This is a genomic window from Vibrio variabilis (assembly GCF_003263785.1).
In the GTDB taxonomy this organism is placed as follows: domain Bacteria; phylum Pseudomonadota; class Gammaproteobacteria; order Enterobacterales; family Vibrionaceae; genus Vibrio; species Vibrio variabilis.
This window is the reverse complement of record NZ_JYJK01000087.1, coordinates 142,028-157,710: the sequence shown is the minus strand read 5'-3', so window position 1 is coordinate 157,710 and position 15,683 is coordinate 142,028. Positions and strand designations below refer to the sequence as shown.

16 protein-coding genes and 2 pseudogenes are annotated in these 15,683 nt (G+C 44.4%); 1 reads left to right on the top strand and 17 read right to left on the bottom strand.

Annotation, left to right across the window (positions count from 1 at the left end; translation table 11 throughout):
* Positions 1-22 precede the first annotated feature (22 nt).
* The 7 genes from TZ48_RS15835 to TZ48_RS15805 form a co-directional block, all read right to left on the bottom strand.
* Entirely contained in the window at positions 23-1,048 is a 1,026-nt protein-coding gene (locus TZ48_RS15835; protein ID WP_239670919.1) for a pilus assembly protein TadG-related protein, read from the bottom strand.
* 15 nt (positions 1,049-1,063) lie between these two features.
* Positions 1,064-1,345 (bottom strand): hypothetical protein, encoded by a 282-nt coding sequence (locus tag TZ48_RS15830; protein ID WP_420822943.1) that lies wholly within the window; start codon positions 1,343-1,345, stop codon positions 1,064-1,066.
* 10 nt (positions 1,346-1,355) lie between these two features.
* Positions 1,356-2,822: a type II and III secretion system protein family protein gene (locus TZ48_RS15825; protein WP_420822949.1), complete on the bottom strand. Its 1,467-nt coding sequence runs from the start codon at positions 2,820-2,822 to the stop codon at positions 1,356-1,358.
* A gap of 24 nt (positions 2,823-2,846) precedes the next feature.
* Entirely contained in the window at positions 2,847-3,602 is a 756-nt protein-coding gene (gene cpaB / locus TZ48_RS15820) for a Flp pilus assembly protein CpaB (RefSeq protein ID WP_112479858.1), read from the bottom strand.
* Positions 3,595-4,890 carry an AAA family ATPase gene (locus TZ48_RS15815; RefSeq protein ID WP_239670918.1) on the bottom strand — a complete coding sequence of 432 codons (1,296 nt, stop codon included), beginning with the start codon at positions 4,888-4,890 and terminating at the stop codon, positions 3,595-3,597. Before TZ48_RS15815 ends, cpaB begins: the two co-directional genes overlap by 8 nt.
* Before the next feature lie 80 nt (positions 4,891-4,970).
* On the bottom strand, positions 4,971-5,477 hold the full coding sequence (locus tag TZ48_RS15810; protein WP_112479856.1) for an A24 family peptidase: 507 nt from the start codon (positions 5,475-5,477) through the stop codon (positions 4,971-4,973).
* A 125-nt stretch (positions 5,478-5,602) separates the two neighbouring features.
* Positions 5,603-5,791, bottom strand: a complete 189-nt coding sequence (locus tag TZ48_RS15805; RefSeq protein WP_112479855.1) for a Flp family type IVb pilin — start codon at positions 5,789-5,791, stop codon at positions 5,603-5,605.
* Positions 5,792-6,569: 778 nt separating this feature from the next.
* Between TZ48_RS15805 and TZ48_RS15800 the strand changes: the two genes are divergently transcribed.
* The gene (locus TZ48_RS15800; RefSeq protein WP_239670931.1) at positions 6,570-7,097 is read left to right on the top strand and encodes a helix-turn-helix domain-containing protein; all 528 of its coding nucleotides are present in this window, start codon (positions 6,570-6,572) and stop codon (positions 7,095-7,097) included.
* Here TZ48_RS15800 and TZ48_RS25310 read toward each other — a convergent pair.
* The 10 genes and pseudogenes from TZ48_RS25310 to TZ48_RS15755 form a co-directional block, all read right to left on the bottom strand.
* Entirely contained in the window at positions 7,069-7,458 is a 390-nt protein-coding gene (locus TZ48_RS25310; protein WP_239670917.1) for a hypothetical protein, read from the bottom strand. The two genes, TZ48_RS15800 and TZ48_RS25310, sit on opposite strands and share 29 nt — an antisense overlap.
* Before the next feature lie 5 nt (positions 7,459-7,463).
* On the bottom strand, positions 7,464-8,246 hold the full coding sequence (locus tag TZ48_RS15795; protein WP_239670916.1) for a glycosyltransferase family 2 protein: 783 nt from the start codon (positions 8,244-8,246) through the stop codon (positions 7,464-7,466).
* Between the two features lie 45 nt (positions 8,247-8,291).
* Positions 8,292-10,043, bottom strand: coding sequence for a hypothetical protein (locus TZ48_RS15790; RefSeq protein WP_112479853.1), 1,752 nt, complete (start codon positions 10,041-10,043; stop codon positions 8,292-8,294).
* 179 nt (positions 10,044-10,222) lie between these two features.
* The gene (locus tag TZ48_RS15785; protein ID WP_239670915.1) at positions 10,223-11,671 is read right to left on the bottom strand and encodes a hypothetical protein; all 1,449 of its coding nucleotides are present in this window, start codon (positions 11,669-11,671) and stop codon (positions 10,223-10,225) included.
* 196 nt (positions 11,672-11,867) lie between these two features.
* A complete protein-coding gene (locus TZ48_RS15780; protein WP_162674620.1) occupies positions 11,868-12,266 on the bottom strand; it encodes an OmpA family protein in 399 nt (132 codons plus the stop codon).
* Positions 12,254-12,475, bottom strand: coding sequence for a hypothetical protein (locus tag TZ48_RS15775; protein WP_112479851.1), 222 nt, complete (start codon positions 12,473-12,475; stop codon positions 12,254-12,256). Before TZ48_RS15775 ends, TZ48_RS15780 begins: the two co-directional genes overlap by 13 nt.
* Before the next feature lie 8 nt (positions 12,476-12,483).
* Positions 12,484-14,019: a TadE/TadG family type IV pilus assembly protein gene (locus TZ48_RS15770; RefSeq protein WP_112479850.1), complete on the bottom strand. Its 1,536-nt coding sequence runs from the start codon at positions 14,017-14,019 to the stop codon at positions 12,484-12,486.
* Between the two features lie 3 nt (positions 14,020-14,022).
* A pseudogene (tadF, locus tag TZ48_RS15765) lies at positions 14,023-14,535 on the bottom strand (tight adherence pilus pseudopilin TadF); the annotation flags it as partial.
* A gap of 30 nt (positions 14,536-14,565) precedes the next feature.
* A pseudogene (locus tag TZ48_RS15760) lies at positions 14,566-15,054 on the bottom strand (TadE family protein); the annotation flags it as partial.
* Positions 15,051-15,674 (bottom strand): tetratricopeptide repeat protein, encoded by a 624-nt coding sequence (locus TZ48_RS15755; protein ID WP_162674619.1) that lies wholly within the window; start codon positions 15,672-15,674, stop codon positions 15,051-15,053. The gene TZ48_RS15755 and the pseudogene TZ48_RS15760, both read right to left, overlap by 4 nt.
* Positions 15,675-15,683 lie beyond the last annotated feature (9 nt).

Genomic DNA, 15,683 nt, shown 5'->3' with positions numbered 1-15,683 from the left:
GAGGAAGAAACACCCGATGCAGTTACAGGTAAGGTCTCTGTACCACCGCCGGCTCCATCACAGTCCACCATTGGAATAGGCAAAATACGACGCCTCCCTCTCCTGCAGTACAACTTCCGGATGCACTGCCATCACACCCTGACGCGCCTAGTTCATAGTCTGAATACATAAAGGAGTTGTCATAGACAACATTTCCATCATTATCTGTAGTCGCGGGGGTGCTAGGCTGCTCCACATAGACATCTGGTGGGTATTGGTCGACAGAAACGCCACCACCAGAATAGATCCCAAACCTAGTATTCAATCCCTGTCCCACTGGGCCTACCGATGCTCCGGGTTTAGTTTGAACCGAATTACTAATATCGATACATTGGTCATATCCACCCGCTAGCGCACTGCGCACTGTCGACGCACCTGAACCAAAATCGAGCAGTTGAAAGTTACCAGGCCCCATTTCTGAGGAATTCTGATCGGCGACTTTAAGTTCATACACTTGTTGGAAGTTGTAGCCTAAAAAGTCATTGGGGCCGCTCGATGTGTCTGCACACACAGCAATAGGCACTATGTTACACGCGTATATTAAGGTCGAACTGGGTCCAGCTACGGCTGCGGCACCTGACTCTTTATCAACGCCAAAATAACCCAGAAAGTACGAAGTTAGTGGTACATCAGTGACCGATACTCGAACATAGGTATCACCGCTGCTGTCATAGCTACTAGCGAAGTCCTGAGGGTCATTAGAAAATGTGATACTGATTGATTCCGCCGGTATCACCAGTTCCGTATTCCCTTGCGCTGCAAACATGGCAGAAATGGTTGAAATCGCGGTAGCTTCTGCCACTGCATCGGTTTCACCCGCACTGACCTTCACTGCAGCTGCCAATGCCGCCGCATCAACACCATTTTGTAGCCGAGTCTTGTTAAGCAATGCATGGTTGACATCCACCGCCAACGCCGTAAAAAACAAAAACACGGCGAGTATCATGGTTATCAAGATCGTTGTTATACCCGACTGTCTCGTGATCCTTGTACCTGTATTGCATAACATAACTGCCTCCCAGCCTTAGTTTCGGCCTGAACTACTCCGATTTTGCACGGCGAGGTTTCTTCCCATTACTTTCTCTGCTTTGCCGTCGTATGCAGATTGACCTGTGTAGTCGTCATACGCGACCTGCATACGTGCACCTGTCCCATCAGGCACCACACCTAGATTTTTTGCGGTTGCTTCATGGTCATACGTTTGTTCGTGTTTCATTTTGGCCACTGAATAGCCAAGTGGTTTGTCGTTTGCGCACCCCAAAATCAGGATACTGAGTACACCAACCAATAGTGTGTATCTATTCATGTTAAATCCCTTATAAATCATGACCAAATGAACCTTCTGAACCACCACTTGTCGCTGGTATGGTGCTCGCGGCTGCGGGCTCGTACGCCTTAGAAGTATCTTCCATGTCGGCAATGTACGAGCTTTGACCCAGCAGATAAAACTCCAGATCATTTGGTTTCACGAATGCATCTGTCGGCAGCAGGATTTTGCTTCTGTCGACCGGTTGAGCTAATCGTGGTGTCACCAAGATCACTAGCTCTGTTTCACCAGAGATAAACTCCTGACTATTAAATAGCTGACCAAGAACAGGAATGTCACCGACACCAGGTAGCTTGGCAGAAACATCTCGAACATTCTCACTGAGTAAGCCAGCGATCCCTATGGTTTGACCATCCGCGAGCTCTAACGTCGAAGCGGCTGTACGCTTCGTTATAGGGGGGATAACATAAGTGGCATTGGTTTCAACTGGATCGATAGTCAACGTACCTGAGTTGGCGATCTCACTGACATCGACAGAAAGCACTAGGTTAATTTTTTGATCAGACAAGATAGTGGGAACAAACTTCAGCCCTACACCATATTCTTTGTATGCGATAGCTATACCGTCTCTATCTGGCACCGGAATTGGAAATTCACCACCCGCTAGAAACTCAGCTTTTGAGCCACTAAGTGCCGTCAAATTCGGCTCAGCGAGTACCTTGGCCACACCATTCTCTCTTGCAATATCAAGGGCAAGCGTAAAAAGTGTGTTTCCATCTAGGAAAGTCGCCAGTAAGCCTGTTTCTTCAATGGTCGGTGAACTAAAAATCGGACCAACGCCACCACCAACATCGTCGATAATGGCGCCACCACTCGTACCACCCCAACCAAAGTTGCCGTTTTGATTAAAGAAATGAAAGTCTGAATCGAAGCGTCTGACCAAGCTGCGCTGAACTTCGGCCACCGTCACTTCAAGCATGACTTGCTGTGCACCGCCGATAGACATTAGGTTGATGACGCTAGTATTGTCGACAACTTCATCTTCTGAAGACGTTTTATCATCGGCCACCTCTCCAGCAGTGAACGTTTCCGCGATTTTCACCGCCATGTTCATGGCTGACTGGCTGCTAACTTGACCACTCAATACCAACTTGTCTTGAGAGCTGTGAACCTCAATAGTCTCATTCGGTAAGAACTCAAATAATTTGGCTTTGACCCCGTTAAGGTCATGGGTCACTTCGATATTAATCGATTCAATCAATCGACCTCGACTGTCCCACGCCATCAAATTGGTGGACCCTAGTCGTTTACCAATTAAGAACACTTCATTAGAACGGAGAATAACGATGTCCAAAACCTCTGGATCGCCCAATGAAACCCGTTTCGCTTTACCCGCAAGAATAACATTGGTCGACTTGTGATGAGGCACTTTGACGACCTTGCCACTCTGTGTCGCGGCATGGATAGTAGTAAATAAACCGACCGCCAAATACAAACTAGCGCAGGTAAGTAGCATAAAAATCCTTTTCATAGCGACCCCTTAATCTCTCACTCTAATGTTTGAAGACTCTGTCCCTTTAATAATAGTCACGCTAGGCGGTGCTACATATCTCGTTTTCGCGACAGGCAGGTCTTGTTGCAACGGATTTCTTAGTGCGAGCTGAACTTCGCCCTCGCTTTGTGCCGTCATCAGCTTTTCTGCTTCTTTCGGTGTTACTTCGAGCGTAACAGCTCTTACAATCACTGGCTTGTTATCGTTGGTGCGTGCGGTTTGGTCTACGGCCAGCACCTTTATGTTCTTAAGAACGGTCGTCGAGCGCGCCTTAGTTTTGGAAATCTTGCGAGTATTGATGATGTCTACTTTATTACCGGGTAGAAGAAATCCTGCCACACCGATGACGTCATTTACCCTGATCGTCACAGCGCGCTTGTCCTCGCTGATAACAGCGGCTAACGTCGAGCCTTCGCCAGGTAACGCCACGCGCTCTCTATGAACGACTTCACCTTTATACAACTTGGCTTTTGTTATCTTGCCAACCACATCATCGACGTTACTGAAGTGGGTTTCTTCGTTCTTCCATTCTTTTTCCAGCAACTTAACCGAGATATGTTTGCCTTCGACAACTGTACCCGCCAGTAAATCTTGTTCAACGAATACCACTGGCTCTCGTTCTACGACTTCTTGAACTACCTCTGGTTGAACTTGGTCATCCATCCATTTTTTGGCAAAAAAGACCGCTGCTAAGCCAATAACAATGGACACTAGCATCAACATAAAAACCTGTGATTTATTCATAATTTATTTCTCCCACTCCATCGGAAGTAAAATAAAGCCGCCATGCAGCATCTAACACATTATCAGTTATGATATTTTCCCGCTCCTCGAAACTAATAATGTCCCTGCAAATCCCGATAATATCTTTGGGTATACAGGGGTAAAATGGCACTTTGAAATGATTATGCAAAAACAATAAATACTTCAGTGCCGACGGTGAAGACTGCATATTATTTTTGTCAAACATGGATTCAACCAACCCCACATAATCCTCTTCGAGCAGCGGTTGAAACTGCACTTTATAACCTAGCCTTCTCAAGAATGCTGGATCAGCGATCTCCATAGGATTAAGGTTAGTAGAAAAAGCCATCGTAAGCACAAAAGGAATAGTGATCTGCTGGCCGCTTGGTAGCACTAGATGATCCACAGAATATTCCATCGGTACTATCCATCGATTCAGTAAGGCATCGACTGAGACTTTCTGGCGGCCTAAATCGTCAATGATCAACAACCCGTTATTGGCTAACATCTGCAAAGGCGCCAACCATACTCGGTTATGCTCTGAGTGATTGACCTCTAACATATCTAAAGTGAGTTCACCGCCTACCTGGATATTAGGGCGCTCACACAATGCCCAGCGGCGATCGTACTGTTTGTCGAGTAAAACGGTTCGGGCTGAAGAATTGTTATCTACCCTCGTGTGATGATGACCCGAAAGCACTTTAATGATGTTGCCAGATGTGTAGACAGCAAACGGGATATAGACAGAAGTATCGAACGCATTCAGCAGCTGCGCTGCAACAAAGCTTTTCCCCGTTCCGGAGTGGCCATAAAGTAATATCGCTCTGCCTGAGTTTATCGCTGGCCCTAAGAAAGGCACAAGTGCATCAGATCCATGCACGTCTTTTAAAGCATGCTCTACCTGCTCTCGGTTGATATTACGACGCCTGATATCTTGGCATGAGACCACATATTCGTAGTCTTCAAGTGACACTGGAGCGGGTCCAACATAGGCATCCTTAAGAAATGCTATGTCCGCCTCTTGCAAACCACTACTAGATAGACCATACAAAACATGTTGCTTACCGTTGGTACTGTTTGCTGAAGCCGAAGTGGAGTGCTTTTGATAAACTTCAATCAGAGAACGCTTGCGAAGAGTCAACATCAAGTCATCCACCAGCTGTGTTGCAAGCCCCATTTTGTCAGCGAGGTGAACAATGTCTGCTTTCACTTCATGAGACAAGTGTTTAAGGAGCAGGTTTTCCAATACTGCTACAGGAACATTAGTATCACTCAGGCTGGTTGGCACATTGGGGGATCTATTTGTGCTGTTAGCTGCGGGCGGTTTGATGATGAGGTAAATGCGTTCATCGGACTCTCCTTTTCCTTTTAACTGAAGTAAGGCAATAGAATCAATCCCGATACGATTGCCGGTGCAAAAGGCACCTTGATTACAACAGGCTCAACGGCTTTGGACCTGTGCATACGGCCATAAACATTCCTAACTAGGTAAGTACTAAAGATGTCGCGAACTCTCATATTTGACTTAGAGAAACGCTCTAACAAAAAGAAGAGGCTGATAATGGCACCGCAGAATATTGAGGCAAGATAGAAGTTGCCGACATTCGCATACCCTAGCCACAATGACAGCACAGCGATGAGCTTAACGTCTCCGGCCGCAAAAATGCCTAATGCGTAGAGTACGAGCCCAATAACCAACGCAAATGCAGCGCCGCCAACGCTTGACAACAGAAGCTCTGTACCAAAGCCTTCGAGTGACAGCAAAGAAAGAGAGACTATTAACGCAAGCAAGACAATAAGCTTGTTGGGAATTCGTTGTTCTCTCAAGTCATAAACAACGATCAAAAACAGTAAAGTCCATATCGCGAGGTTCATAGTTATCAATCCTGTGTTTTGAAAAAACTTCGGGCGGTGAAATCACCGCCCGTTTACGAAAAGTCGCTACCTCAAATTACAAAATGGGATTTCGTCTCCTCGTAAAGTGACGCTACAAAGTGAGCTTAACCACCGGTAGCTCCACCACTCTCAGCATCGGCAATGGTATTGCTCACCGCATTTGCTAGCGCATCCCAAGCGCCACTACCACCCAGAGCCAAAATAATCAGCGCTCCACCTAGAACATACTCTACGACTGATAGACCATCTTCTTCCTTGATAAAACGTGCGATAAAAGTTTTAAGTGATGACATGACTAATCTCCTTTAGATTGATTGTCGTAAAACGCAATTTCAGATTAGGAGATCGACTCGCGAAAATGTTAGGACATTTTTGATTAATTATTGAATTATTTTGAACAAATTAAATAGCAAGAAAATACTAATTTCATTTTGAATAGCTAGTCCAAAAATAAACTTACTTTTTACTAAACAATGCTTATTTTTTCCAAAGCTAAACCTTAGTAGTAGTTTTGTACTGACATCGATGATAATTTGTTGCCAAATCATGTCGCTTAGTGGACTTTATTCAGTGACTAATAATTGAGACAGGCAACGATAGATCAAACACTTAGCGTAAGACCACGTTGCAATTTTGAGAAAGTCAGCCACTTAGCTAGGACTTTGTTGTCAAGAAATTGAATTATAGAGATGGACAACTATGCTAATGGAAAGGTTTAGTGAAGTTGTCGCATAAGTGAGAGTGGATTTATGGTGTACTGGTTAGGTAAATCAAGTTTGTTTCTGCCAGAAAGTGTTCGCAAACTCGTCTCAGAAAGCTATTCCCCTAATGATATTGGAGACGACGTCTCCTATCTAACAGAAGCGAATGTGAGGTTCGCCTTCCTTTATCTCGATAATGCGGTCGATGAAGCTCTGTTTATACGCAGCGTGAGAATTTGCAAGAACTTGGATAGAGCGCTGATTGTTGTCCATCACTCTGGATCCCAGACACCTACACCGATGCGAACATGGTATTTGCGCATATTCCATTGGACGCTAAGAATGTTATCAAGCCTTCGCAAGTTTGGATGTGAAGCTTAGAGCCAAGGGACTCAACACGCACAGCACACCTCAGCCCACACAGACCCGCCACATCGCCCCAGAAGTCAGTCAAGAGCTAGACCAGGCAGATGAGAAAGAGCAACTCGTTTCAACAATGCTCAATTTCATTGATGACAACTTAGTGAAGAACCTGAAAGAGAAGGATGTCGCAGAGCATTGTAACCTCTCGGTCACCTACTTTTCTAAAATCTTCCACCGTCATCTAGGAGTAAGTTTCCGAGATTATGTCATTAACAAAAAGTTATCGCTGGCGAAAGATTTGCTCAAGCAAGATATGCGCTGTCAGATATCGGTCGTCGCTTATCAGTGTGGTTTTAATGATGTGTCCTATTTCTCTCGCATTTTCAAAAAACGCGTAGGAATGAGTCCTGGAACGTATAGAAATTTTGGTGGGAAAATAGAAGTGCCCTTCGGGCAATCTAAGCAGCCTGATGGCACTACGAGTGTTCAAGAGACTATGTTGACAACTACTTTGATACTTTGGAAACCTGTTTGATACCCATCACGCCAATAATAAAGGCACTGCAAAATGTTTGTATTCCACAGGTAATGAACGTCATTGAAAGCACAATCAAGCGGCTAAGTTCTGGTGAAGGTAATTCTCCAAAATCCACGCGATACCACTGAAACACGCACCACATCATGACTAAGCCACCTACCCCTCCCGTGACCAAGCCGATTAGCGCCCCCAACTCCAGCGTTATCTTGTCAAGCCAATGCTTATAACTCGGCATGGGTAAGAAGCCTTTTCTAAGTGCATACTTTCTTACGACTAAGCCTAATGAAATGCACTGAAAACCGACAAGCAAGCTCAAACAACCAGCGAAAAACGTCTTGTTTTCAAACTCTACCCCCATAATAGTCACGGGGCCTGAAAACAGACTGACCACAGTAGCGAGACCAAAAAGCAGCAAGAGACAAGCAGGATAAAAGAACAGCCAATTCGGTGAGTACATGAACAGGAAGCAAAGGTGTCGCCATCCATCTCGCCAGGTTTGTAAATGGGGGAGCGTGTCCGACCGTCGGGATGTAATTTTGTGGGCACCTCGTCAATCTTTAGCTCTGCAAGCGAACTTCGTACTACCATTTCACTCGCAAACTCCATTCCCGTAGTATTAAGCTGCAACCGGTTGATACTTTCGCGATTAAAACCACGTAACCCGCAATGAAAGTCACCACAAGAAATATTGAAGAACACCCTACCAATCATACTCAATACAGGGTTTCCCAAATACTTGTGCAAAAATGGCATCGCGCCAGGCTCGATGCCTCCTTGAAATCGGTTACCCATTACGAGTTCGCTTCCATCACGTAGACTCTGGACAAAACCATCGAGTTCACTGAAATCATAACTGTCATCGGCATCACCCATAATGACATAGCGCCCTTTTGCGTGCTGAATGCCGCCCAGAAGTGCGGCGCCATACCCTTTCTCTGCAACGGCAACCACTCTAGCGCCAAGATCAGTGGCAATGTCTTGCGAGCCGTCGGTGCTGCCGTTATCCGCGATGAGTACCTCTCCATCAATACCACGTGATTTGATAAAACTCTGCGCTTTGTGAATGCACGTCGCCAAGGTTTCAGCTTCATTCAGACAGGGCATCAATACCGTTAGTTCTTTGTCGAGCTCTACATTAGTGTTCATTAAACTGTCCTTTTTTGGCTTGTCGCCTTAAGTATTCATCCATGCTTATATAGAGGAGGTACGTGTTACACGATATAGCTGCTGCCCAGAGGCAGTCTTAGCAATTAAGGTGAGCCATGGAGGCGGCGCCTCGTTAAGTAGAAGATGCAATAGACTCTCTGGAGTTTTAACACGATTGAAGTAGGGAATCTGTCTATCATTGGGATCAAAATACAGGTAGTCGATCCCCTCTTTCACCACCATCTCATGTGCCCAAGACAAATCTTCTGTTAACAGCACTTGCATATAGAGGAGGTTACCGCGGATGTTCCTGTGATACGGCGCTGCAATAATGGCATGTTCCGTCAAGCTCAACAGTTGAGCCCCCACTTCCATAGGCGTAAACATTTTTCCCGGCTCGATGGGTTGCTGTCTGATAAACGCAACACCTTCCAAAGCTTGCGCACTGAGTCGCGGCTCTTCAGCTCCCTTATCTTGCGTCACTAGGTGTGCGCCATAGGCCATCACTATAGGTGAAAGCAACAACAGGGGAATCAATCTTATAATAGGAAGTTTGACTCTTTCGAGGATGGCAGTAGCTAAGCAGCTTTGTAATGGTAGCGCCAAAACGGCCGAGAAGACGATGGTACGCATCTGCCATAAAAGCGCTGGGATCAAGGAAATAACGAACATCACCCAGAGGAGTTTTTGTGAGCGTGTTTTCAATAAACCAACGCACAAAAACGGTGCCAGCATGGTCACTAAATAAGCAGTAAGAAAATTGCTCTCACTGTGCTGCCAAGCACTGGGATGTAAAACATCTATAAGTGGTTTAGCTTCTATGACATGCTCGAGCCACAGTGAATTTAGTAATGACGGGTAGTCTTTATAGGGCGATGACAAAGGTTCGGGTGTAATATAATAAACCGTAGGAATGACAATGAGTGAGCTAATCACTAGCACTAACAAGCTAGGTCGATAGGAAGTGACTGTAAGTACGAACCAGGCTGCAACAAAATAACTCAGCAGCGGCAGTGAAATCACATCATAAAGTGGCGCCTTAAGCTGAGACTCCGGGAACAAGGCAATGATACCTAGGCTACCGAACAGAGCGATACACAAAGATGCGTCTCGTATCCAGGTTATTTTGTAAGGCGCATATTTCACCTCACTAAGAGTGACACCCGCCAACATGAGAATGAAGAATGGCAAGACCTCCAAACCAATTAACAAAGATAACGATACACTACCACTCACCAACAACACGTAGGTCACTTTGGTTATGTGCGGTGAGAGCACCGCGAAACTAAACAACGCAAACAACAATAACTGTATGTTGTGATGATCTATCTGACCCGGATAACATTTAAGCGCTGCCAACGATGTCACAGTAAAAAAGCACGAGGCAATAACAGAAGAACGCCCAAATACGCTTTGCGTAATCAAAGCAACCAACGTTATCATGAGCATCAAATACAAAATGGGCACTATCGCAATGGCTAGTTGTAGTGAAAGCTCTGCATCTAGTACTAACGAGAACAAATAGTAGATAGCCAAAATGGGCAAATCCGGGAGACGAGACCAATGGATGATTTGGCCATCTTGGGGGTTAAAACGTTCTAGGGGCTGAAGTAATAACGAAGGGGATTGAATGTAAACTTGCAGCTGATGCAGGCGCATGAAGTTGTCATTGTCTCCTAACTGCCATGCAGCAACGTTTGGCCAATGTCTAATAAAAAGCGCGATAGCGACAAAAGCACTAAACGCTATTACCGCTTGTATCGTTTGATTCCCGCCCAACACGCTTAATTTCTGCACTCAGCTATCCCTGCCATCTCGCAACACCGTTCCCAACGGCTTTACCTTTGAGACTAGTCGAGTACAACGTGAGTTCAAGTCTCTATTTTGAAACAGATTTCTAATTTCTCGGAAGAGACTAAAAGCCTCAGCACTTTTCGTGCTGAGGCCTTTAAAAGACTTGAGTGATGGTCAGTCGATCAATTCATGCTCACCATACAAATAAAGCGGTTAGTATCGAAAGTTTTGTCGAAGACATCTTTCTTCTGTGAAGAGTAAACGCGACCTTCTGCGGTCCAATAATCTCCCGGCTTAAGATCCGTATACAGCTCTAAATACTTGTAAGCGGCTTTAGTTGGCAACTTAGACGACAGTTTTTGCTCACAATATTGAGTCGCATCATCACGGCTTAGGAATACTTCTGCTGATTTATTGTTACCACGGTACACTGGGTACAAATAGGTAAACACTTCATCTTTGTATACGACCGTATTCGAAAACGTCCCGACTTCCTGTTTTGGTAGCTTTTTCATTTCGGCCGTTTTTGGATCATTTAGTACTTTCTTAGTGATCTGTGCTGCTTGATTGTTTTTCGCACTTTTGGTTGCCGGTGCAGATTCTTTTACTACTGGTACTGCTGGCTTCGCTGCTGCTTTTTTCTGAGTTTTCTTTGCAAACGGGAAGAAATAATCTCCGTCGTTTTTCAAATTCAGACGCAGCGACTGTGTTTTACCGTTGTTTACCGCTTTAACGTTGTAAACACCTACATAATTACCCGACAGTTCAATCACATCGCCACTGCCCACTTTTTCATCATTGATGTAGTAGTCTGTTTTTTCAGAATTAGAGCGGAACACAAATCGAATCTTATCAAGATTCAGAGCCTTGCGGATTTCGCTTTCTAGGTTCGAGTTGAAGGTATTTTTATACTCAGCCGATACGGTATATGTGAGATCTCCATTCAACTTTTGCGTTGCATCTACCACTTTATATGAAGTCAGGTTGATGCGTTCAGAGCCGCCTTTTTCGAGTGCAAAAGCGTTTTTCATGTATGGTAGGTTGCGATTCACACAGGCTGACAAACTTTCCGTCACTTTACACTCTAGTTTGCCAGAGTAGTTTTCACGATGAACCACATTCGCTTCTTTTAAGTGGCGATCTTTTACGCTGCGATAAAGTGCCAATAATTGCTCATTTTTATCACGCTCAATTTGCGTCACACTGGCTTGATTAGAAGCGATAGTTTTATTTAGCTCTTTAAGTTTGCGTTCCGCATCAGCCAACTCGGTATTGAGTTGGTTAATGGTGCTTGATACACCACGCAGTGCGAGCGCTATACCTTCATCGTATTCACCCTGAAGGAGCTTCTCTTGGAAAACTTGTGAATCTGCTTTAACGATGTCGAGACTGTTAATCAGCTTAATTTTATTGGCTTCAATGCTTGAAGAAGTCTTATTATAAAGAGAGATGGTGTCATCTAGGCCAACTTCGCTGTAGCGAGAAGAGTATTCACTGTTAATGGTGTCTAGCTTCGACTGCTCACTACTATTAACCAGCTCAGAAGCCCAAGCGCCTGACATCATCGTCACGCCTGCTAACGTGATCCATGTTTTCGCTCTCAAGTGTGGTAATAATTTTTCTAGATTCACAACAACCTCATAATCCTTCTTAACCGCCTGAACATTTCCATATTCCGCTTGTTTTTATAAAATGAAGGGTTTCTTACTGATATAATTTTCTATTCTATCAAAGCCCCATAGCAGTGTCGCTACAATGAGGCGTAATTGTGTGATCTTATTCATCAATTAAGAGGGAGTTCAAGGATTGCGTCGGCACTTTGTTGCTCTATTGGTCACTGACAAGGATAATTTCTGCTCGTCGATTCATCGCTCGCGACATACTCGAACTGTTTGGCTCCAAAGGCTTGGTTTCACCCAGTGTGCGTACGGTTATATTTTGCTTATCGACGCCTTGATACCTCATGAGGTCATACACGGTTAGAGCACGCTGCAAGCCTAAAGCTTGGTTGTACTCTTTCGTTCCTACATTATCAGTATGCCCCTCAATCGTTATTTCCTTCTCGGAACCAATAGATTGAGCAAGCTTATGCAAGGATGCGCGTGCCATTGGCGATAACGTCGCCTGATCGAAGCCAAAATTAATGCGTGCTACTTTACCCGCACTAACACCACCTACGTTGACGTAGCTATCACAACCTGTGGTTTGACCCATCAAGTCTGACACTGGTAGGTCGATGTCTTTGCATACGGCGGTTGAACACCTTGCTCCAACTGCAATGCACCTTGACGATACTGCGCCAATCCCACAACCTTTCCCGAGGAGACACTATGATTCATTTCAAATCCTGCATTACCGCAGTAGCTACCGTCTGATGCGCTTACCATTGTTGGCACACTGAAAAGAAGAAAGAGTGTCGATAGATATTTGTTCATATTTACACCTAGTACAGCTTGGTAAAGCCATTGGTCTTAGAGCCGTTTTTAATTAGTTCTTCAATTTTTTCGATAAGTTCAGTGAGATTGGTCACTTTAATAATGTCAGTGGCTTTGTCATTCACACAGTTTTTAAATGGCTCAATCCCATTAACATCAAAGTCAACCCCGATAAACCCAATATACAGGCCGGGGATCATACTTCTTGCTTTATCACACATCCCAGCATCAACCAGATTTTTCAATATATCCGGATCTGGCACTTCAACTCCATCACTAAAAATGAGTAGCATTTTCACCTTATTCTGATAGGCCTCTTGCTCATCTTGATCGGTAGACTTTGGCTTTCCTGCCGCTAATAATTGTGTTCCCGTCAATATCCCTTGAAAGGCTGCAGTAGCTCCATTGGCCTTCATTTCATCAATCTTGTTTATTTCTTCCAGCGAGTCAGTAAGTGGGATGTTATAAAATTGAGCGTTGTTTCTTAGTCCATAACCGGTATATAGGCTAACATCCATCACGTTATACATGGTTAGTTGACTAGGATACTTGTTATTTAAAATATCATTTACGGTTAGAGAATAATCGATGTATTCGTCTGTATCTGGATAACTCCCTCCGCCCATGACATGGGCGACTCGTTTCGCTTGTTCTTTTGTGGAATTGTCACAGAAACTTACACAAATGCTAAGCCAAAACTGAGTGTATGTTCTCCAAGTATTCCAATCTACTTCCTCATAGTCATAAGTAGACACTTCGGGTGCATACCCACTTTTATATCGCAATTGGCTCACAGCGTACGCTTGCCCATTAGCATCTAGCTCTCTTGTTCTAGTATTAAATGGCGCCAACGCGATGCGGTTGTTTAACTTGTCAGCCATATCAGCTTGATCATCGTCTAGACACACTGCCTTATCGACACCATCGACCGTTTTCTTGCCAATGTTACTGCACAAGATCTTGGCTGATACCTCATTGACAGCAAGCTGCAAGTCTTTAATTTTTGTGTTAGAGCTGCTCTTACTATCTTTCCATTTTTCATCCATTGAGCCCGAAAAATCAGCAACAAAGACAATATCTATATTATTGTCACCCAAATAAGTCGGATATTTCTTCGCTACAGCAGAACCGCTGAGACGAACTTGGGGCGTGAAGGAAGGTACAAAGGTACTGCTAAACCAAGACTTATGTGTCGTAACGGTTTCCACCGTATACTGAATAAACTCTTCTTGTCCAAGAGCGTCATCTTGTAGTTGGTGCTCAAGATCATAAGAAACGCTCAGGGAGTCAATGTCTCTCACGTAACTTCGCACGTAGTCCTCTGCTAACTGCTTCGACGTGTCCGGATCATGTTGAATTGTTAACGCCATGGCGGCGGCTTCATTGGCATCACCTAAGCGATTATACTCTTGAACATAGCGAGTACCTTCTACTGCCCAAAACGTGAAACCTATAATGGGGATTAACGTTAGCCCAAGCCAGATTCCAGCGACACCTTTCTGACGCTTGAGCGAACCTATACTGTGTTTGTTACTTCTCTTCATCAATTACCTCCCAGGCATCACTGATGATGAGTGAATCGTGAAATCTTTCCGCTCGCCGTCCACAAATGGGTCAAACCACGAATCATGCTTTTCGCAAACCGTAACTCGATATAAAGGAAAATGGACTGAGCCATCCATTGGTGCTAAATGAGACTCAGACTCAATGGAGTCTGACTGACAGCCAAGGAAGTTATACATGTTACTCGCAAACGAGTTGCCAAACTGCCCCTCAACAAGCGATTCTATTTGGATCGCGACTTGATCTTCAGTCGTGTTTAGCAGACGAGCCGCAACTGTCTGCATTTCATGTAACTCCGTTTCCGAGACAGCTAGGTTTACTTTATTGGTAATGTCGCCATCAAAATATCGATAGCGCTCTTTAAGCACATTCACTAAAGCGAAACTAGTTCGGTCTAGTTTTGCTCGCACCAAGAGTTTATGGCTTAGGTCGGTTGCAAACATAAAAATGGCGCAAAGGCTAAAAATGATTAGAGCCAACTCAATTGCGAAGACTCCCTGTTGATTTGAAACCTTATTCATCATCACCCACCCCTGATGTTCAAGGTTTAGTACCATCGTCCTTGAAATTGTTACTGGTGTGGACCTCAGCATTTCTATCATAGGCTGGTACTGATACTCGACCGTTATTTCGGCCAAGTCATAATAGAAGCCTATACTTTGGGATGAATCACCAATTCCGTTAACAAAGTCATCGTAATTTCGATAGTACTTCCCGCGAATAGTGAATAGGTTTTCGTCAATTAAAAAGTGCCAGAGCTTACCGTTATCCGAAATCAGAGAGCGAAAGTAACTTTCGTAGTGCGTATTTAATTTTTCCGGTGTATCGTCTATGCCTTGATTAACTTTAGTATTACGTATCGTTTCTCTTAACGCGAATTCGGTCATATTAACAACGTAAACCTGATAACAAGTCTCAAAAATAGCGAACGTGGCAAACATCAGCACCATACCACCAAGTGCAAACTCAACCGAGGTAGTACCTACCTGCCGACGCAATCTTTGAAGCCTGTTCATTTTCGCACCTCTGCATTTTGTATCTGCTGGGTGACTAAGGCAATTTCACGCTCACTAAATGAATCACCCAACACAACGGTTGCGCTCTCTAACTCGCCACTGCGAATAAGGGCAACCGCAAGGTTAGAGCGAACTTTCTTATGTTCTGGTTGAGCATCCAAAAGGCGACTCAAAATAGAGATGGCTTTTTTATCGTTTCCTTGCGCTATGTAAACAACCGCAAGGTTATTTTTGACCGTAAAATCATCATACCCTTTAAGTCTAGCTGTATTGAACGCTGATATCGCGTCCTCTAATCTATCTTGCTTACTCAGCTCAACACCAAGCAAGTTATAGACCTCTGCACTTCGGTTACCCAACTGAATAGACTCATTGAAAGCTTTTACTGCATTTTGAGGATCGCCTTCCTGAGAATAGATCTTTCCACGTAACGCAAGCAGCTCACTTGTCTTGTAGTTCCTTTCAAACAGATAGTTGCTGTAAAACTGTGCGGATTCGTTATCACCTTTACTAAAATAGATCAGTGCAATTTGCTCATACGTAGGCAGATCATCTGGGTTAGCATCAAGCTTTTGTTGGTAGTAACTGATCAAACCGTCATAATTATTAACCTTTGTCATGCTCTTGAC

Excerpts from the sequence above, each read along its gene's own strand:
- TZ48_RS15775 (WP_112479851.1), bottom strand. The coding sequence starts at position 12,475 with ATGAACAAATATCTATCGACACTCTTTCTTCTTTTCAGTGTGCCAACA.
- TZ48_RS25310 (WP_239670917.1), bottom strand. The coding sequence starts at position 7,458 with ATGGGGGTAGAGTTTGAAAACAAGACGTTTTTCGCTGGTTGTTTGAGC.
- TZ48_RS15770 (WP_112479850.1), bottom strand. The coding sequence starts at position 14,019 with ATGAAGAGAAGTAACAAACACAGTATAGGTTCGCTCAAGCGTCAGAAA.
- TZ48_RS15825 (WP_420822949.1), bottom strand. The coding sequence starts at position 2,822 with ATGCTACTTACCTGCGCTAGTTTGTATTTGGCGGTCGGTTTATTTACT.
- cpaB (WP_112479858.1), bottom strand. The coding sequence starts at position 3,602 with ATGAATAAATCACAGGTTTTTATGTTGATGCTAGTGTCCATTGTTATT.
- TZ48_RS15830 (WP_420822943.1), bottom strand. The coding sequence starts at position 1,345 with ATGAATAGATACACACTATTGGTTGGTGTACTCAGTATCCTGATTTTG.
- TZ48_RS15835 (WP_239670919.1), bottom strand. The coding sequence starts at position 1,048 with ATGTTATGCAATACAGGTACAAGGATCACGAGACAGTCGGGTATAACA.
- TZ48_RS15810 (WP_112479856.1), bottom strand. The coding sequence starts at position 5,477 with ATGAACCTCGCGATATGGACTTTACTGTTTTTGATCGTTGTTTATGAC.
- TZ48_RS15755 (WP_162674619.1), bottom strand. The coding sequence starts at position 15,674 with ATGACAAAGGTTAATAATTATGACGGTTTGATCAGTTACTACCAACAA.
- TZ48_RS15805 (WP_112479855.1), bottom strand. The coding sequence starts at position 5,791 with ATGTCATCACTTAAAACTTTTATCGCACGTTTTATCAAGGAAGAAGAT.
- TZ48_RS15795 (WP_239670916.1), bottom strand. The coding sequence starts at position 8,246 with ATGAACACTAATGTAGAGCTCGACAAAGAACTAACGGTATTGATGCCC.